This window comes from Halocynthiibacter sp. SDUM655004, assembly GCF_026015885.1.
GTDB lineage: Bacteria > Pseudomonadota > Alphaproteobacteria > Rhodobacterales > Rhodobacteraceae > Falsihalocynthiibacter > Falsihalocynthiibacter halioticoli.
The window spans coordinates 271,659-289,374 of sequence record NZ_JAPDUG010000002.1 but is presented as its reverse complement, the minus strand read 5'-3'; the positions used below and the strand labels follow the sequence as shown (position 1 = coordinate 289,374).

The following is a 17,716-nucleotide window of genomic DNA, read 5'->3' as shown; positions in this document are numbered from 1 at the left end:
AAAAGATGCGTGGTTTTTGACCTCGACGGAACGCTTGCCGATACAAGCGCCGATCTCATTGCGGCGGCGAATTATTGTTTTCAAGGTTTGGGGCACGGCGATGTGCTTGATCCCGTTGCAGATGCATTGACTGCGTTTCACGGAGGGCGTGCGATGTTGGCGCTCGGGTATTCGCGCGTTGATCCTGAGGGAGCTGAGGCGGGGGTTCCTGAGCAGTATCCTGTTTTGCTGGAAGCATATGGGCGAGAGATTGATCGCCACACACGGCTTTATGATGGTGCAATGGATGCGGTAGAGACTCTGCGGGGGCGCGGCTTCGCGGTTTCGATTTGCACCAATAAGCCTGAAGGGTTGGCAGAGAGCCTGCTGTCGCGACTGGGTGTGCGCGATGCGTTTGATGCTTTGATTGGTGCTGACACCTTGCCCACACGAAAGCCGGATGTTGCTCCGTATCTCGCGGCCGTAACACAGGCAGGCGGAGAGGTCGAGCGTTCAATCTTGATTGGCGACACAGTGACAGATCGTGACACTGCGCGCGCTGCCGGTGTGCCGATTGTGTTGGTTGGATTCGGCCCGACGGGTGAGGCGGTTGCGGCCCTTGAGCCCGATGCCTTGCTAGCCCACTACCGCGATCTTCCCGACCTCGCAGAGGCACTGCTGCCTTAATTTTCAAACGCTTCTCGGAGTTCTTGCCTGTCGCCTTGCGAAGGATTGACGCGACTCGCTCTGTGCTATTAAATGAACAAGCGTTCAATAAATGCGCGATCAGGAAATGGGAGAGAGCCGTGTTCACCGCAACTATGACGTTTGACTTGGGCGAAGAAGTTAATGCGCTGCGCGAGATGGTGCATCGTTGGGCGCAAGATCGTGTGAAGCCGATGGCGGCCGAAATAGATGCCAAGAACGAGTTTCCACCAGAGCTATGGCAAGAAATGGGGGAGCTTGGCCTATTGGGGATTACCGTGCCAGAGGAGTTCGGCGGTGCGGACATGGGGTATCTGGCGCATGTGATCGCAGTTGAAGAAATCGCGCGTGCCAGCGCCTCTGTGAGCTTGTCATATGGGGCGCACAGCAACCTGTGTGTGAACCAGATCAAACTCAACGGCACACCAGAACAACGCGCAAAATATCTTCCTAAACTTATCTCCGGCGAACATGTCGGCGCGCTTGCTATGTCGGAAGCAGGGGCGGGATCTGACGTTGTGTCGATGAAGCTGCGCGCCGAGAAAAAGAACGGCTACTATACCCTGAACGGTACGAAATTCTGGATCACCAACGGGCCCGATGCAGATACGTTAGTGGTTTACGCGAAAACGGATCCGGATGCCGGCAGCCGTGGAATGACTGCATTCCTCATTGAAAAAGATATGGTGGGTTTTTCAACCAGCCCCCATTTCGACAAGATGGGGATGCGCGGCTCCAACACGGCCGAGTTGATCTTTGAAAATGTTGAAGTGCCTTTTGAAAATGTGCTGGGCGAAGAGGGCAAAGGCGTACGTGTCTTGATGAGTGGGCTTGATTACGAGCGCGTTGTGCTCTCGGGTATCGGCACGGGGATTATGGCCGCGTGCCTTGATGAGGTGATGCCCTATATTTCGCAGCGCAAGCAGTTTGGCGAGCCTGTTGGGAACTTCCAGCTCATGCAGGGTAAAATTGCGGACATGTACACCAAGATGAATTCCGCGCGCGCCTATGTTTACGAGGTGGCGCGGGCCTGTGATCGCGGCCAAGTTACGCGGCAGGATGCGGCGGCTTGTGTGCTCTATGCGTCCGAGGAAGCGATGGTCGTGGCGCACCAAGCGGTACAGGCCATGGGCGGCACGGGCTTTATGAACGAAAGCGCGGTGAGCCGTATTTTCCGTGATGCAAAGCTGATGGAGATCGGTGCCGGCACCTCCGAAATCCGCCGGATGCTCATTGGTCGCGAGATGATGGGAGCGATGTCGTGAAACTGGTCAGTAAGGCGATAACAGCAGGGGAGGGTTTCGAGGCCAACCGCGCCGCGCATCTTGAGGCGCTGGGCGTTGTATCCGAGGCGGCAAAGCTAGCCGCTGCAGGCGGTGGGGAGAAATCCCGCGCGCGCCATGTAAGCCGTGGCAAGATGCTGCCGCGCGAACGGGTGGCGAACCTGCTTGATGCGGGCAGCGATTTTCTCGAGGTCGGTGCAACGGCGGCCCATGGCATGTATGATGGCGCGGCCCCCTGTGCGGGCGTGATCGCGGGCATCGGCCAAGTCATGGGGCAGGACGTAATGGTCGTTTGCAACGACGCCACCGTAAAAGGCGGCACCTATTACCCAATGACCGTCAAAAAGCACCTGCGCGCACAAGAAATAGCAGCGGAATGTCGGTTGCCCTGCGTCTATCTTGTGGATTCCGGTGGTGCGAACCTTCCGAACCAAGACGAGGTCTTTCCTGATCGGGACCATTTCGGGCGTATTTTCTATAACCAGGCCAATATGTCGGCGGCGGGTATTCCGCAAATCGCCGTGGTGATGGGCTCATGTACGGCAGGTGGAGCTTATGTTCCGGCGATGGCTGATGTGAGCATCATTGTGAAAGAGCAGGGCACGATTTTCCTTGCCGGTCCTCCGCTCGTGAAGGCGGCAACGGGCGAAATTGTGTCGGCTGAAGATCTGGGCGGTGGCGATGTTCATACGCGCTTATCGGGGGTTGCGGACTACCTCGCGGAGGACGACGCTCATGCGCTCGCCCTAACGCGTCAGGCCATTGGCAACCTCAACATAACCAAGCCCGCAACGGTCAACTGGCAATCGCCGGAAGAGCCAGTTTATGACCCAGAGGAGCTTTTGGGCGTTGTCCCTGCCGATCTCCGAACGCCGTATGATATCCGTGAGGTGATCGCGCGCGTCGTGGATGGTAGCCGCTTTGACGAGTTCAAAGCACGGTTTGGCGAAACATTGGTCACGGGGTTTGCGCATCTTGAAGGCTGCCCCGTTGGCATTATTGCCAACAACGGCGTGCTGTTTTCCGAAGCCGCGCAAAAGGGTGCGCATTTTGTGGAACTGTGCAGCCAACGAAAAATACCGTTGATATTCCTGCAAAATATCACTGGCTTTATGGTCGGTCAGAAGTACGAGAACGAAGGTATCGCGCGACACGGCGCCAAGCTGGTGACGGCGGTTGCCACAACGAGCGTGCCAAAGGTGACGATGGTTGTGGGCGGCAGTTTCGGTGCTGGCAATTACGGCATGGCGGGACGCGCATACCAGCCACGTTTTATGTGGAGTTGGCCCACAAGCCGCATTTCGGTGATGGGCGGGCCACAGGCCGCTGGCGTTCTGGCCACCGTGAAGCGCGACGCGATTGAGCGCGGCGGCGGAAGCTGGAGCGCGGAAGAAGAGGCGGCGTTCAAACAGCCCACAATTGAAATGTTCGAGGAGCAGAGCCATCCGCTCTATGCCTCTGCACGGCTTTGGGATGACGGCATTGTCGATCCGCGCAAAACGCGGCGGGTTCTCTCGCTGTCGCTGCGCGCGGCCCTAAACGCCCCGATTGATGACACGCGCTTTGGCGTGTTCCGCATTTAGTTTGGAGAGCAGCATGTTTGCCAAGATTTTGATTGCGAACCGTGGCGAGATTGCCTGTCGTGTTATTGAGACCGCCCGTAAGATGGGCGTTGGCACGGTGGCGGTTTATTCCGACGTCGATGCGGGGGCGCGACACGTGGCGCTGGCCGATCAAGCGGTGCATATCGGCGCGGCGGCACCCGCCGAAAGCTACTTGCGCGGCGATGTGATTATTCAGGCCGCTCTTGATACGGGCGCAGAGGCGATTCATCCCGGTTATGGATTTCTTTCGGAAAACCCCGAGTTTGTAGAGGCTGTCGAGGCAGCGGGCCTTGTTTTCATCGGCCCCTCTGCCAAAGCAATCCGCGCGATGGGCCTTAAGGATGCGGCTAAAGCTTTGATGGAAGAGGCGGGCGTTCCGGTTGTTCCGGGTTATCACGGCAGCAATCAAGATAGCGCCTATCTCGCCGAACAAGCAGAACAGATAGGCTATCCCGTTTTGATCAAAGCCGTAGCGGGCGGTGGTGGCAAGGGTATGCGCCTTGTCGAGAAGGAGGGCGAGTTTGACGCCGCTCTGGCCTCTGCGCAGGGTGAGGCGAAAACGGCCTTTGGCAATGCCGATGTGCTTATTGAGAAATACATCACCTCTCCGCGCCATATTGAGGTTCAGGTTTTCGGCGACGGTACCGATGCCGTGCATCTATTTGAGCGCGATTGCTCGCTCCAACGGCGGCACCAAAAAGTGATCGAAGAAGCTCCTGCACCGGGTATGACCGAGGATGTGCGTGCGGCAATGGGCAACGCTGCTGTTCGGGCGGCAAAGGCGATTGGCTATGCGGGCGCAGGTACGATTGAGTTTATCGTTGATGGCTCGGATGGGCTGCGTACCGATGGCTTCTGGTTCATGGAAATGAACACACGTTTGCAGGTCGAGCATCCTGTGACCGAAGCAATTACAGGCGTTGACCTTGTGGAATGGCAATTGCGTGTTGCATCGGGCGAAGGGCTTCCGGCCTCACAGTCGGACCTTGCAATAAAGGGCCATGCTTTTGAGGCGCGGCTCTATGCCGAGGATGTGCCAGCGGGTTTCCTTCCTGCAACGGGTACGCTCTCGCATCTTGAATTTCCCCAAGATGCGCGGATTGATACCGGCGTGCGCACGGGTGACGAAATTTCGCCGTGGTACGATCCGATGATCGCAAAACTTACAACACATGGGCCAACACGCGCCGTTGCGCTCAAGCAGTTAGAGCAAGCCTTGACGCGCACAGAAGTGGCCGGTTCCGTGACGAACCTTGCGTTTCTAACCAGCCTTACCCGCCACGAGGGCTTTCGCGCGGGGGATGTCGATACCGGCCTTATTGGGCGTGATCTTGAGCATCTCGCAGAAGAGCCGGTGGCCTGTTCTCGTACGCGAGCGCTGGCGGCGCTGGGCTTTGCCGGTCTCACCGAGGCCGTTGGCGAAGCGGCCGATATCGAGAGTGCAGGCTTCACTCTTTGGGAGCCTGTGCCGCAAACGATAACATTCCTTTACAACGGCGAGGAAATCGCGGCACGGATCACCACGCTTGCTGTTGGCGAGCATCGTGTCGAGATCGGAGAGATCGCGCATGACGTAACGCGCCGCGCAGGTATCTGGTTTGTTGATGGAGCCAAAACTCGAGCACGGGTACGACGATTTGGTGAAAGCCTAAGCGTGTTCTGGGGCAACGGTTATGTCTTTGAGGCGATTGACCCGCTGGCGCGCGGCGGCGCGGCGGAGGAGGGCGGCAATATCGTTGCCGCTCCTATGCCCGGGCTGCTTAAGGCGGTGTTTGTCAAACCCGGCGCTAAGGTGACTGAAGGTGATCGGCTCGTTATTCTTGAAGCGATGAAGATGGAACATAGCCTTCTGGCGTCGCGAGACGGTGTTGTGGCTGATGTGTTGTGCGGCGAGGGCGATCAGGTGGTCGCGGGCGCTCCGCTTATTCAGCTTGAAGAGGCGGAGGTCTAAAGCGGCATGACCGACATAACCCTACATCATGCGCCGCAAACCCGTTCGATGCGGAGCCTTTGGCTGTTGCACGAGATCGACCACGCTATTGGGTTGCCGTTTCAAGTTGTGGAGCATCCGTTTGGTAAGAACCTGCGTTCGCCCGAATATCTTGCGCTAAATCCTGCGGGGCGGGTGCCAGCGCTGGAGATTGGCGGCCAGACGCTTTTTGAAACGGGCGCGATCACCGAGTTTCTTTGCGAGCAGTATCCCGAAGCGGGGCTTGGATGCGCTGTTGGGGATGCGGAGCGCGCGGACTGGCTCATCTGGGTGCATTTTTCTGAAACGATTAGCCAGCACGCAGCAGCCCTGACGCAGCAGCATATCGCGCTCTACGAGGACGAGATGCGCAGCCTGATTGTCATGAAGCTTGAGGCCGCGCGACTTAAGAAATGCTATGCGGCGCTTGAGGCGCGGCTTGAAGGGCGGGATTACGTTTTGGACCGTGGGTTTTCTGCGGCGGATATCTCGCTCGGGCAAGCGTTGTATATGTCCAAGCACTTTGCATCCACGGATGATTTCCCGAACATAACCGCATGGTACTCCCGCCTTTCCGAACGCGCGGCGTTCAAGGCGAGCTTGCCCGAAGCGGGTGGGCAGCTATTGTACCAGAAGGATTTTTACGAGGTGCCAGATGTCGGGGCTTGAATCGGATAAGGTCGAGATTTTCGAGGTTGGGCCCCGCGATGGGCTTCAAAACGAGAAATCTGTCATCTCGACGGCTGACAAGATTGCCTTGGTGGATTGCCTGAGCCGCGCGGGGTTCAAGCGGATTGAGGTGGCCAGTTTTGTGTCGCCCAAGTGGGTGCCGCAGATGGCGGATTCGGCTGAGGTCTTGGCGGGGATTACGCGCGCTAAGGGGGTTTCCTACGCCGCACTTACGCCAAACATGCGCGGGTTTGAAGGCGCTGTTGCCGCTCGTGCAGACGAGATTGCGATTTTCGGAAGTGCCAGCGAAGGGTTCAGCAAGGCCAACATCAACTGTACGATTGCAGAAAGCCTCGCTCGTTTTGCCCCAGTTGCCGAGGCCGCGAGGGCCAAGGGTATTCCGGTTCGTGGATATATCTCTTGCGTTGTCGAATGCCCCTATGACGGGCCAACAGCGCCGGAGCAGGTTGCGCGCGTTGCGGCGCAGTTGCTGGCTATGGGCTGTTATGAGATTTCGCTTGGCGATACGATTGGGCGCGCAACTCCAGAGGGCATAGATACCATGCTGGCTGAAGTTCTTCGCGTTGCGGGCGCCGATCAGCTTGCGGGGCATTTCCACGATACATCGGGTCGTGCGCTTGAGAATGTTACCGTTGCGTTGGAGCGCGGCTTGCGTGTGTTTGATGGCGCGGTAGGAGGGCTTGGCGGCTGTCCTTACGCGCCGGGGGCGGCAGGGAATGTTGCGACAGAGGCTTTGGCAGCCCATGTTGCCGCATTGGGCTATGATACGGGGCTGCATGAAGCCGTTCTGCTTGAAGCAGCACAACTGGCGCGAGCGATGCGTGGCCCGAAGGAGGACAGCAATGTTTGAAACACTCGAGATTTCCGTGGATGATCGCGGCGTCGCCAACTTGGCGCTTGCGCGGCCCGAAAAGCACAACGCGCTGTCAGAGCATTTGATCACCGAGCTGACCCGTGCGGCAAAGGAACTTGGCACGGATAAATCAGTCCGCGTTGTTGTTCTATCTGGACAGGGGAAGAGTTTCTGCGCGGGCGGTGATCTGGCGTGGATGCAACAACAGATGGCGGCAGACGCAGACACGCGCAGACGCGAAGCAGGCAAGCTTGCCTATATGCTTCAAGCGCTGAATACGATGCCCAAGCCGATGATCGGGCGTGTGCACGGCGCTGCGTTTGGCGGCGGCGTTGGGATGGCCTGTGTCTGTGATGTGGCGATCGGCGTTGAAGGGGGCAAGCTTGGCCTCACCGAAACTAAACTAGGACTTATCCCAGCGACCATAGGTCCCTATGTTTTGGCACGCATGGGCGAGGCGATGGCGCGGCGTGTCTTTATGAACAGCCGGATTTTTCAAGCAGAAGAAGCAGTCGAACTCGGCATTCTTGCACGGGCCTTAGCACCTGATGCTTTGGATGATGCGATTGAAGCCGAGGTTGCGCCATACCTTTCTTGTGCGCCGGAGGCAGTTGCCGCAGCAAAAGCTCTGACACGACGCTTCGGCCCGCCCATTGGCGAGACGGAAATCAATGCAAGCATTGATGCGCTGATCGGCTGTTGGGACGGAGAGGAAGCACCCGAAGGTATCGCCGCTTTCTTTGAGAAGCGGCCGGCAGCTTGGGTTGTGAAATAACAGGGCGGTAACTGCGCTATGACACCGGAAATTGCCGCTAAAATTTATGCGATCGCGATGATTCCGCCCGTGGTTCTACAGATTGCTCTGATTTTCGGTGCGCCTTGGGGGCACTTGACGATGGGCGGGAAATTTCCCGGAGTATTACCGCTGCGTGTTCGTTGGATCGCAGCACTTCAGATCGCCGTTCAAGTCACGATGACATTGGTTGTGTGGCAGGCCGCTGGGTTGCAGTTGCTAGCTATTTCAAACCTCACTTTTCCTGATTGGGCCATTTGGATTGTCTTGGTGTTGGCGGTGTTGAGTTGCATCGGGAACTGGGCAACGCCAAGTCGAATGGAAAGATACCTTTGGGGGCCGACGACTTTGGTTTTACTTGGCTGCGTTATCGGCGTGATCGTTCTGTGAGGTGATAAAACTGAACGGTGTTTCGCCTTAATCCTGATTATTTTTATCAGCTTAAAGATGTCTGAACTGCGGCAAATAATCCGCAAAAACAATGTGAAAGTGACCCTCGCCTCGGTTGACCAAGGCAAGAGGCAAGAGTAAACCACGACAAGCTATTAGGCATGTGCACAGGCACAACCAAAGGAGCCATACGTGGAAGAGCTGCTAAGAGAATACCTCCCCATCCTTGTTTTCTTGGGAATCGCCATTGCGCTGGGGGTCGTCTTGATTCTCGCGGCTGTGATCATCGCGGTGCGTAACCCAGATCCGGAAAAAGTGTCGGCCTACGAATGCGGATTTAACGCATTTGATGATGCCCGCATGAAGTTTGATGTACGGTTCTATCTGGTTGCGATCCTCTTCATCATTTTTGACCTCGAGATTGCCTTCCTCTTCCCGTGGGCAGTTGCATTCAAAGATGTAGGGCTGGTTGGGTTCTGGTCAATGATGGCGTTCCTTGCGGTTCTGACAATCGGCTTTGCCTATGAATGGAAAAAAGGAGCTCTGGAATGGGACTAAGTACGTCGCCAAACCAAGCGGGCGTTGACAAAGACGTCGCGACCCAAGCCCTGAACACAGAGCTTCAGGACAAAGGCTTTTTGCTGACATCTAGCGAAGACATCATAAATTGGGCGCGTACTGGCTCGCTGCACTGGATGACATTCGGGCTGGCATGTTGTGCGGTCGAGATGATGCATACGGCGATGCCGCGCTATGACGTGGAGCGTTACGGCTTCGCGCCTCGGGCTTCTCCGCGCCAATCCGACGTGATGATTGTTGCCGGTACTCTGACCAACAAGATGGCTCCTGCGCTGCGCAAGGTTTACGACCAGATGCCAGAGCCGCGCTATGTAATTTCAATGGGCTCCTGCGCAAATGGTGGCGGGTACTATCATTATTCCTATTCCGTTGTGCGCGGATGCGACCGGATCGTTCCGGTTGATATCTATGTGCCGGGTTGCCCGCCCTCTGCTGAGGCGCTGATGTACGGCATCCTGCAACTACAACGCAAAATCCGCCGCACCGGCACGATCACGAGGTAGGCTCTATGTCTGAAGCATTGAACGAACTGGGCGCCTATATCGAACTAAAGCGGCCCAACTGTGTGATCGGCTACTCGATTGCATTTGACGAGTTGACTGTTGATGTCACGCCGGACGCGCTTGTCGGGCTTGTCGAGTTTCTAAAGACAGACCGGACCTGCCGTTTCTCGACGCTTGTCGACGTTACTGCGGTTGATTACCCAAGCCGTGAGAAGCGGTTTGACGTGGTGTATCACTTCCTGTCGATGTACCAGAACCATCGTATTCGCCTGCGCGTTATGGTGCGCGAAGACGATATGGTGCCTTCGATCGTTACTGTTTATCCGGCTGCAAACTGGTTCGAGCGCGAAGTTTTTGACATGTACGGTATCCTGTTTTCCGGCCATCCGGACCTGCGCCGTATTCTCACAGATTATGGCTTCCGCGGGCATCCGCTGCGCAAGGATTTCCCGACAACGGGCTATACCGAAGTGCGTTATGACGAGATCGAAAAACGCGTTGTTTACGAACCCGTAAGCCTCACGCAGGAATACCGCCAGTTTGATTTCATGTCCCCTTGGGAAGGTGCAGAGTACATCCTCCCTGGCGATGATAAAGCAGACGAGGCAAAAGGCTGATATGTCGAACGCGACTCATCTTTTTGGAATTGGGGCTGCCAAGGCGGGAACGTCTTGGTTGTTCAAATTCCTTGAGTCGCATCCAGAGGTAGCCTCACCAGCAGTAAAGGAACTGCATTATTTTGATGATGCAGACACCGATACGCCCGAACGTGCCTTGATCAAACGGAATGAAGAAATTCAGCAAGACATCGTTACCCTTGAATTGCGCAGGCTCATTTCCGCGGAAGGAAAGAAACGAAAACTTGCGAGCCGGATTGAACGTTTGAAGCAGGTCTCCGCATTGCTTGAGCTTGGTTATTCCCCAGAGGCATATTCTGAGTATCAGCAAGCCGAGGCGGCAAGAACGAACGCTAAATTGACCGCTGACATCACGCCAGCCTATGCTCTGTTGTCTAAGGCTACGCTGAAGATGATGGCCGGATTGGGACAGACGACCAAGTTTATCTATATACTGCGCGATCCTGTTGAACGACTTTGGAGTAATATCCGGATGGTCGCGGACGCGCGCGCAAAGAGCAACGCAGAGATGGCGAAGATCAGCAATCGCATTGCCGACAGCATCTTAAGCGGGGAAGGGCATCCTTCGTTCCTGCGGAGCGATTACGCTGGAACGCTTGATCGGTTGTTTGCCGCTGTCCCAAGTGCTGATCGTCTTGTGCTGTTTTTTGAGCGCCTGTTTGATCAGGCCACGATTGAAACTCTCTGCCGCTTCCTGATGATTGCACCGATGCCCGCCAAAACGCATCGACCCGTGCACGCAGGGGCGACATTCCCGCTTGATGATACGCGACGGGCCGGCCTAAGCCAGCTACTCGCGCCACAATACGCCGCCGTAGAAGCGCGTTTCGGGGCTCTTCCCGACCGCTGGCAGCAGAATATGACGAAGGTGTAAGATATGGACGGAAATTTCGAAGACGTTCTGACGGGCGAACAGAAAATCCGCAATTTCAACATCAACTTCGGGCCACAGCACCCTGCGGCTCACGGTGTTTTGCGCCTTGTGCTTGAGCTTGATGGCGAGATTGTCGAGCGGTGCGATCCGCATATCGGCCTTCTTCACCGCGGTACCGAAAAGCTGATGGAGAGCCGTACGTATCTCCAGAACCTCCCGTATTTCGACCGGCTTGATTACGTGGCCCCGATGAACCAGGAGCACGCATGGTGCCTTGCCATCGAAAAGCTAACCGGAACAGAGGTACCGCGCCGTGCGCAGCTTATCCGCGTTCTCTATTCCGAGATTGGCCGTATCCTCAATCACCTCTTGAACGTCACGACACAAGCGATGGACGTTGGCGCGCTGACGCCGCCGCTCTGGGGCTTTGAAGAGCGTGAAAAGCTTATGGTGTTTTACGAGCGGGCCTGTGGCGCGCGCCTCCACGCCGCATATTTCCGCCCTGGTGGTGTCCATCAGGATCTGCCGCCGGACCTTATCGAAGACATTGATACTTGGGCAGATACATTCCCGAATGTCCTTAGCGATATTGACGGGTTGCTCACCGAGAACCGAATTTTCAAGCAACGTAACGCTGATATCGGGATCGTATCCGAGCAGGATATCCTTGATTGGGGTTTCTCTGGCGTGATGGTACGCGGCTCCGGCCTTGCGTGGGATTTGCGCCGTGCACAGCCTTATGAGTGCTATGACGAGTTCGAGTTCGACATTCCCGTTGGCAAGAACGGCGACTGCTACGACCGTTATCTCGTGCGGATGCAGGAGATGCGCGAAAGCCTCAAGATCATTAAGCAAGCCTGTGAAAAGCTACGCAACGAGCCGGGTGATGTTCTGGCGCGAGGTAAGCTGACGCCGCCGAAGCGGGGCGATATGAAAACCTCGATGGAAGCGTTGATCCACCACTTCAAACTCTACACCGAAGGGTTCCACGTTCCTGCCGGTGAAGTCTACGCGGCGGTTGAGGCCCCCAAAGGCGAGTTTGGCGTGTACCTTGTGGCCGACGGCACCAACAAACCTTATCGCAGCAAAATCCGCGCTCCGGGGTATCTGCATTTGCAAGCTATGGACTATGTGGCCGGTGGCCACCAACTGGCCGACGTGGCCGCAATTATCGGCACGATGGACGTCGTGTTCGGGGAGATCGACCGCTAATGCTACGCCGTCTACACGCAACCCAACCCGAGAGTTTCGCCTTTACCGAAGCCAACCGCGCATGGGCGCAGGCGCAGGTAACCAAGTATCCCGAGGGCCGTCAGGCCAGCGCGATCATTCCGCTTTTGTGGCGTGCCCAAGAGCAAGAAGGCTGGCTGTCGCGCCCCGCGATTGAATATGTCGCCGATATGCTTGGCATGGCTCATATTCGTGCTCTTGAAGTGGCGTCTTTCTATTTCATGTTCCAGCTTCAACCTGTTGGTTCAGTTGCACATATTCAGATTTGCGGCACGACCTCCTGCATGATCTGTGGGGCTGAAGATTTGGTTGCTGTGTGTAAAGAGCTTATCAACGAAAAGCCGCATGAACTGTCGGCTGATGGTAAGTTCTCGTGGGAAGAGGTCGAGTGTCTCGGCGCTTGTGCGAACGCGCCGATGGCGCAAATCGGCAAGGATTACTACGAAGACCTTACCGCGGAGAAATTCCGCGAGTTGATGGCGGAATTGGCCGCGGGTCGCGTGCCTGTTCCTGGCCCGCAAAATGGCCGCTACGCTGCGGAGCCGCTTTCTGGCCTGACGTCGCTTACGGAGCACGAAAGCGGTAAAACGCAATACAACGCTTCTGCGCAACGGGCTGTTGATCTTGGTGATACGATCAAGCGGATTGACGGTGAAGAAGTTCCGCTTATCACACCTTGGCTCGGCAAATCGAAAGCGAATGTTGCCCCCAAGAAGGCCGCCGCAAAGCCACCGGCAAAACCCGCACAGAAGAAAGCCGCAAGCGCAGAAGCAGCGAAAACGGTGAAAGAGAAAAAGCCGCGCACGATGGCTAAGCCGCGCAAAGCAGGCGCAGATGATCTCAAGCAACTAAAGGGTGTTGGCCCAAAGCTTGAAACGACCCTAAACGAGTTGGGAATTTGGCATTATGACCAGGTCGCAAAATGGGGTCCGGCAGAGATCAAATGGGTTGATGAACGCTTGAAGTTCAAAGGCCGGATCGAGCGCGATGACTGGATCGCTCAGGCCAAAATTCTTGCTGAAGGCGGCAAAACAGCATTTTCCAAGAAAGTAGAAAAGGGCGGGGTTTACGACGAGGACTAAGGCTACATAACCCCGTAAATAACGACGAGAAGACAATGAGAAACCAACACACATACTCACGAAACCAAACAGGGCGCATTGCTGCGATCTCTGTTCGGATTCGTGCGCAACGTGTTGAGATAAAACATTTTTTCGAGGGAGTTATGTATGACTAAAACTCAAGAATCCGGCTTTTTTACCTGTGCGAACATGTGTTGGATCATTGGCGTTTTGCTTGGATTGGCAGCGTTCCTGATTTTGCGTGGCCAGCTTGGACTTGCAACGATTGTTGCCTTGATCATCGGAGTTGCCGTTGCCGCCGGTGTAGGTTTTGCTCTGCGCTACTATTTCTGCTTTGGCGAGCAGGAAGTCACGACTGCAGAACAAGCCGCAAGCACTTTTGAAGCGGCACCAGAGCCAGTTGCCGAACAAGATCCGGTTCCCGTTGCTCCTGTAACTCCACCTATGGCGAAAGAAGTTGTTCCGGAACCGATCAAAGAGGAAACCCTTGCACCGGCACCTGCTGCAGAGAAGAAGCCGCGCACGATGAAAGCGCCACGGAAAGCGGGCGCGGATGACCTCAAGAAACTCAAGGGCGTGGGACCGAAACTTGAATCTACTCTGAACGAACTCGGCATCTGGCATTTTGATCAGGTGGCCAAGTGGGGCGCTGCAGAGATCGCTTGGGTTGATGAGCGCCTGAAGTTCAAAGGTCGTATCGAGCGTGATGGCTGGGTAGATCAAGCAAAAATCCTCGCCGAGGGCGGCGAGACCGAATTTTCCAGCCGGAAGAAAGGCTAGGAGATGACACAAAAGGGCAGCGGCCCAGAAGACAAGGTGCAGGCAAAAGGGCGCATGTTGGCGCTTGTGATTGCCGGAACCGCCATTTTCTGGGTTGCGGCCCAATCGCTCGGGTCAATGCTGGACTGGTCGCAACGGACGCGGCTGTTGTTTGACCTTATGGCAGGAGCCGGCTTCGTTTGGTCGGTGGTTGTAGGATATCAAATTTGGCGCGCGCGCCAGAAATAACACGTCGGGGGCTGCCCCCGGGAATTGAAGGATGACGAGGATGCTCAAGGATCAAGACAGGATCTTTACCAACCTGTACGGAATGCACGATCGCAGCCTTGCGGGCGCGAAATCGCGTGGGCATTGGGATGGAACTGCGGGCATCATCAAGAAGGGCCGTGACTGGATCATCAACGAAGCAAAGTCCTCTGGTTTGCGCGGGCGTGGTGGTGCGGGCTTCCCGACTGGTCTGAAGTGGTCGTTCATGCCCAAAGAAAGCGATGGCCGCCCTGCGTACCTCGTAATCAACGCCGATGAATCCGAGCCCGGTACATGTAAAGACCGCGAGATTATGCGTCACGACCCGCATACGCTGATCGAAGGCGCGTTGATGGCCTCTTTCGCGATGGGCGCGCACGCCTGTTATATCTACATCCGCGGCGAATTTATTCGCGAACGCGAAGCGCTACAGGCTGCGATTGACGAATGCTATGACGCAGGCCTGTTGGGCAAAAACGCCGCGAAATCGGGTTGGGATTTTGACCTCTATTTGCATCACGGTGCTGGCGCATACATTTGCGGCGAGGAAACCGCGCTGCTTGAGAGCCTAGAGGGCAAGAAGGGTATGCCGCGCATGAAGCCGCCGTTCCCTGCTGGCGCGGGTCTCTATGGCTGTCCAACCACAGTGAACAACGTTGAATCGATTGCGGTTATCCCGACAATCATGCGGCGCGGTGCGGAGTGGTTTAGCTCCATGGGCCGCCCAAACAACGCTGGCACCAAGCTCTTTGGTATTTCGGGCCACGTTGTGAACCCTTGCGTTGTCGAAGAAGAAATGTCGATCCCTTTGCGTGAGCTTCTTGAGCGCCATTGCGGCGGTGTTCGTGGCGGTTGGGACAACCTCAAGGCGGTTATTCCAGGGGGCTCTTCGGTTCCGCTTTTGCCAAAAGATATCGCTGATGAAGCGATCATGGATTTTGACTGGCTCCGTGAGCAGCGTTCTGGCCTTGGGACTGCGGCGGTTATCGTGATGGATCAATCCACAGATGTTATCAAAGCGATCTGGCGCCTCAGCAAGTTCTACAAACACGAAAGCTGCGGCCAGTGTACGCCATGCCGTGAAGGTACTGGCTGGATGATGCGCGTGATGGATCGTTTGGTCACCGGAGATGCAGAAGTCGAGGAAATCGACATGCTTCTTGACGTGACCAAGCAGGTTGAGGGCCACACGATCTGTGCGCTTGGCGACGCGGCTGCATGGCCGATCCAAGGTCTTGTGCGCCACTTCCGCAACGAGATCGAAGACCGGATTAAACACAAGAAAACAGGGCGTGTAAGCGCCGTGGCGGCGGAGTAAGCCCATGACTGACCTACGCAAAATCATCATCGACGAGACAGAGATCGAAGTTGATCCCGCGATGACTCTTATTCAGGCGTGCGAGCAGGCTGGCGTTGAAATTCCGCGGTTCTGTTATCACGAGCGTCTGACGATTGCTGGCAACTGCCGGATGTGCCTTGTTGAGGTTGTGGGCGGACCGCCCAAGCCAACAGCGTCTTGTGCGATGCAGGTGCGCGATTTGCGCCCTGGCCCAGAGGGACAGCCGCCTGTTGTGAAAACAAACTCTCCTATGGTGAAGAAGGCCCGCGAAGGTGTGATGGAGTTTATGCTCATCAACCACCCGCTGGATTGCCCGATTTGCGATCAGGGTGGCGAGTGCGATCTTCAGGATCAGGCGATGGCCTATGGTATCTCTGAGAACCGTTACAATGAGCCAAAGCGCGCAGTAGATGATCTTGATCTCGGCCCGCTGGTTTCAACAACGATGACCCGCTGTATCTCTTGTACACGCTGCGTGCGGTTTACAACCGAGGTTGCCGGCATTTCGCAGATGGGCCAAACTGGCCGTGGCGAAGATGCGGAAATCACAAGCTATCTAAACGAAACGCTCGACAGCAACCTTCAAGGCAACATCATTGATCTTTGCCCCGTTGGTGCGCTGACCAGCAAACCCTATGCCTTTACCGTCCGTCCGTGGGAATTGACCAAGACCGAAACCATCGACGTGATGGACGCGCTCGGTAGCAACATCCGCGTCGACACCAAGGGCCGTGAAGTGAAGCGGATTGTTCCGCGCAACAACGACGGTGTGAACGAGGAGTGGATTTCCGATAAGACGCGCTTTGTTTGGGATGGTCTACGTCGTCAGCGCCTTGATACGCCATATATCCGTGAAAACGGTAAGCTCCGCAAAGCAAGCTGGGGTGAAGCGCTCGCTGCGGCGGCCGCTGGCATTAAGGGGAAGAAACTGGCCGGTCTGGTTGGCGATCTTGCGCCCGTCGAAGCAGCCTTTGCGCTTAAGCAATTGGTAGAGGGGCAGGGCGGCAACGTTGAGTGCCGTACTGATGGCGCGAAACTGCCAACAGGTAACCGCTCCGCCTATGTTGGCACGGCAACTGTCGAGGACCTTGATACCGCGAAAGCGATCATGCTCATCGGCACCAACCCACGCGTGGAAGCGCCCGTTCTGAACGCGCGCATCCGCAAAGCTTGGCTTGCAGGCGCGAAAATCGGTGTGATTGGTGAAGCGGCTGACCTGACATATGAATATTTCCATCTTGGTACGAGCCGCGCAGATCTGGTGAAGCTGAACGAAGGTGAACATACAGACGCGCTCGGCAAAGACACCATCGTGATCGTTGGCCAAGGTGCGCTTCAAGAAGCTGACGGCGAGGCTGTTTTGAGCCAAGCGATGAAGTTTGCCGAAACCACTGAAAGCAAATTCATGGTGCTGCACACGGCTGCGAGCCGCGTGGGCGCGATTGATGTTGGCGCAGTGACAGAAGGCGGCGTAACAGCGGCGCTTGATGGTGCTGAAGCTGTTTACAACCTTGGTGCGGATGAAATCGAAATCGCGCCAGGTGCATTTGTAATCTATCAAGGCAGCCACGGAGATCGCGGGGCGCATCGCGCTGACGTGATCCTGCCTTCTGCTGCATATACCGAAGAGAGCGGTGTTTTCGTGAATACCGAAGGCCGACCGCAGCTTGCGCAACGCGCAGGGTTCGCGCCGGGCGAAGCCAAAGAAAACTGGGCGATCCTACGTGCGCTATCCGCCGAGCTTGGCGCGACATTGCCGTATGATTCCCTTGGGGCGCTCCGCCAGGCCTTGATCGAGGCTGTTCCGCACCTTGGCAATATCGACGAAGTGCCGGAAAACGCATGGAAACGGGTGCCGCTGCGCAAACCGGCCAAAGCGGATTTCGTGAATGCGGTAACAGATTTCTATCTGACCAACCCGATTGCGCGGGCGAGCCAGCTTATGGCCGAGCTCTCCGCCAATGTAAAAGCACGCAGCCAAGAGGCCGTAGCAGCAGAATAATGCAACAAACGCAAAGACATATCGCCGCAGATGTTAGGCGCATGGGGGCAGGGCGACCTGCTGTAAGCGCGCCTTTCGCGGATGTATTTGCGCAACAAAGAATTTTTGTGCCCGTGTGGGGCGCAATTGCGAATGTTGAGGGTGGAAATTGGTGTGGGGATGCTGTTTACAGCACAC

At 56.2% G+C, this 17,716-nt stretch carries 18 protein-coding genes; all 18 read left to right on the top strand.

Translation table 11 applies throughout. The features are described from left to right. Positions 1–9 precede the first annotated feature (9 nt). The gene (locus N9C89_RS09120; protein ID WP_263953569.1) at positions 10–666 is read left to right on the top strand and encodes an HAD-IA family hydrolase; all 657 of its coding nucleotides are present in this window, start codon (positions 10–12) and stop codon (positions 664–666) included. A 119-nt stretch (positions 667–785) separates the two neighbouring features. Further along, positions 786–1,949: an isovaleryl-CoA dehydrogenase gene (locus N9C89_RS09115; RefSeq protein ID WP_263953568.1), complete on the top strand. Its 1,164-nt coding sequence runs from the start codon at positions 786–788 to the stop codon at positions 1,947–1,949. Further along, entirely contained in the window at positions 1,946–3,550 is a 1,605-nt protein-coding gene (locus N9C89_RS09110; protein WP_263953567.1) for a carboxyl transferase domain-containing protein, read from the top strand. Before N9C89_RS09115 ends, N9C89_RS09110 begins: the two co-directional genes overlap by 4 nt. A gap of 13 nt (positions 3,551–3,563) precedes the next feature. Continuing rightward, positions 3,564–5,522 carry an acetyl/propionyl/methylcrotonyl-CoA carboxylase subunit alpha gene (locus tag N9C89_RS09105; protein ID WP_263953566.1) on the top strand — a complete coding sequence of 653 codons (1,959 nt, stop codon included), beginning with the start codon at positions 3,564–3,566 and terminating at the stop codon, positions 5,520–5,522. Positions 5,523–5,528: 6 nt separating this feature from the next. After that, positions 5,529–6,209 (top strand): glutathione S-transferase family protein, encoded by a 681-nt coding sequence (locus N9C89_RS09100; RefSeq protein ID WP_263953565.1) that lies wholly within the window; start codon positions 5,529–5,531, stop codon positions 6,207–6,209. Beyond that, positions 6,196–7,080 carry a hydroxymethylglutaryl-CoA lyase gene (locus N9C89_RS09095; protein WP_263953564.1) on the top strand — a complete coding sequence of 295 codons (885 nt, stop codon included), beginning with the start codon at positions 6,196–6,198 and terminating at the stop codon, positions 7,078–7,080. The genes N9C89_RS09100 and N9C89_RS09095 overlap by 14 nt, the downstream gene beginning before the upstream one ends. Then, positions 7,073–7,858, top strand: coding sequence for a crotonase/enoyl-CoA hydratase family protein (locus N9C89_RS09090; protein WP_263953563.1), 786 nt, complete (start codon positions 7,073–7,075; stop codon positions 7,856–7,858). The genes N9C89_RS09095 and N9C89_RS09090 overlap by 8 nt, the downstream gene beginning before the upstream one ends. A gap of 18 nt (positions 7,859–7,876) precedes the next feature. Further along, on the top strand, positions 7,877–8,266 hold the full coding sequence (locus tag N9C89_RS09085) for a hypothetical protein (protein WP_263953562.1): 390 nt from the start codon (positions 7,877–7,879) through the stop codon (positions 8,264–8,266). A 192-nt stretch (positions 8,267–8,458) separates the two neighbouring features. Then, on the top strand, positions 8,459–8,824 hold the full coding sequence (locus tag N9C89_RS09080; RefSeq protein ID WP_263953561.1) for an NADH-quinone oxidoreductase subunit A: 366 nt from the start codon (positions 8,459–8,461) through the stop codon (positions 8,822–8,824). Further along, the gene (locus N9C89_RS09075; protein ID WP_263953560.1) at positions 8,815–9,348 is read left to right on the top strand and encodes a NuoB/complex I 20 kDa subunit family protein; all 534 of its coding nucleotides are present in this window, start codon (positions 8,815–8,817) and stop codon (positions 9,346–9,348) included. The genes N9C89_RS09080 and N9C89_RS09075 overlap by 10 nt, the downstream gene beginning before the upstream one ends. Positions 9,349–9,353: 5 nt before the next feature. After that, positions 9,354–9,965, top strand: coding sequence for an NADH-quinone oxidoreductase subunit C (locus N9C89_RS09070; protein WP_263953559.1), 612 nt, complete (start codon positions 9,354–9,356; stop codon positions 9,963–9,965). Position 9,966: 1 nt separating this feature from the next. After that, positions 9,967–10,860, top strand: coding sequence for a sulfotransferase (locus N9C89_RS09065; RefSeq protein ID WP_263953558.1), 894 nt, complete (start codon positions 9,967–9,969; stop codon positions 10,858–10,860). A 3-nt stretch (positions 10,861–10,863) separates the two neighbouring features. After that, a complete protein-coding gene (locus N9C89_RS09060; protein ID WP_263953557.1) occupies positions 10,864–12,072 on the top strand; it encodes an NADH-quinone oxidoreductase subunit D in 1,209 nt (402 codons plus the stop codon). Beyond that, positions 12,072–13,172 (top strand): NADH-quinone oxidoreductase subunit NuoE, encoded by a 1,101-nt coding sequence (gene nuoE, locus N9C89_RS09055; RefSeq protein ID WP_263953556.1) that lies wholly within the window; start codon positions 12,072–12,074, stop codon positions 13,170–13,172. Before N9C89_RS09060 ends, nuoE begins: the two co-directional genes overlap by 1 nt. A 147-nt stretch (positions 13,173–13,319) precedes the next feature. Next, the gene (locus N9C89_RS16185; protein ID WP_394358495.1) at positions 13,320–13,952 is read left to right on the top strand and encodes an NADH:ubiquinone oxidoreductase; all 633 of its coding nucleotides are present in this window, start codon (positions 13,320–13,322) and stop codon (positions 13,950–13,952) included. 3 nt (positions 13,953–13,955) lie between these two features. Then, a complete protein-coding gene (locus N9C89_RS09045; RefSeq protein WP_263953555.1) occupies positions 13,956–14,180 on the top strand; it encodes a DUF5337 domain-containing protein in 225 nt (74 codons plus the stop codon). A 40-nt stretch (positions 14,181–14,220) separates the two neighbouring features. Continuing rightward, complete coding sequence (nuoF, locus tag N9C89_RS09040; protein ID WP_263953554.1) at positions 14,221–15,516, top strand: NADH-quinone oxidoreductase subunit NuoF; 1,296 nt, start codon at positions 14,221–14,223, stop codon at positions 15,514–15,516. A gap of 4 nt (positions 15,517–15,520) precedes the next feature. Further along, positions 15,521–17,539: an NADH-quinone oxidoreductase subunit NuoG gene (gene nuoG, locus N9C89_RS09035; RefSeq protein WP_263953553.1), complete on the top strand. Its 2,019-nt coding sequence runs from the start codon at positions 15,521–15,523 to the stop codon at positions 17,537–17,539. Positions 17,540–17,716: the final 177 nt, after the last annotated feature.

Bases quoted from the DNA above. Each gene is read 5' to 3' on its own strand.
- N9C89_RS09105 (WP_263953566.1), top strand. From the start codon at position 3,564: ATGTTTGCCAAGATTTTGATTGCGAACCGTGGCGAGATTGCCTGTCGT.
- N9C89_RS09100 (WP_263953565.1), top strand. From the start codon at position 5,529: ATGACCGACATAACCCTACATCATGCGCCGCAAACCCGTTCGATGCGG.
- N9C89_RS09095 (WP_263953564.1), top strand. From the start codon at position 6,196: ATGTCGGGGCTTGAATCGGATAAGGTCGAGATTTTCGAGGTTGGGCCC.
- N9C89_RS09090 (WP_263953563.1), top strand. From the start codon at position 7,073: ATGTTTGAAACACTCGAGATTTCCGTGGATGATCGCGGCGTCGCCAAC.
- N9C89_RS09085 (WP_263953562.1), top strand. From the start codon at position 7,877: ATGACACCGGAAATTGCCGCTAAAATTTATGCGATCGCGATGATTCCG.
- N9C89_RS09075 (WP_263953560.1), top strand. From the start codon at position 8,815: ATGGGACTAAGTACGTCGCCAAACCAAGCGGGCGTTGACAAAGACGTC.
- N9C89_RS09070 (WP_263953559.1), top strand. From the start codon at position 9,354: ATGTCTGAAGCATTGAACGAACTGGGCGCCTATATCGAACTAAAGCGG.
- N9C89_RS09065 (WP_263953558.1), top strand. From the start codon at position 9,967: ATGTCGAACGCGACTCATCTTTTTGGAATTGGGGCTGCCAAGGCGGGA.
- N9C89_RS09060 (WP_263953557.1), top strand. From the start codon at position 10,864: ATGGACGGAAATTTCGAAGACGTTCTGACGGGCGAACAGAAAATCCGC.
- nuoE (WP_263953556.1), top strand. From the start codon at position 12,072: ATGCTACGCCGTCTACACGCAACCCAACCCGAGAGTTTCGCCTTTACC.
- N9C89_RS16185 (WP_394358495.1), top strand. From the start codon at position 13,320: ATGACTAAAACTCAAGAATCCGGCTTTTTTACCTGTGCGAACATGTGT.
- N9C89_RS09045 (WP_263953555.1), top strand. From the start codon at position 13,956: ATGACACAAAAGGGCAGCGGCCCAGAAGACAAGGTGCAGGCAAAAGGG.
- nuoF (WP_263953554.1), top strand. From the start codon at position 14,221: ATGCTCAAGGATCAAGACAGGATCTTTACCAACCTGTACGGAATGCAC.
- nuoG (WP_263953553.1), top strand. From the start codon at position 15,521: ATGACTGACCTACGCAAAATCATCATCGACGAGACAGAGATCGAAGTT.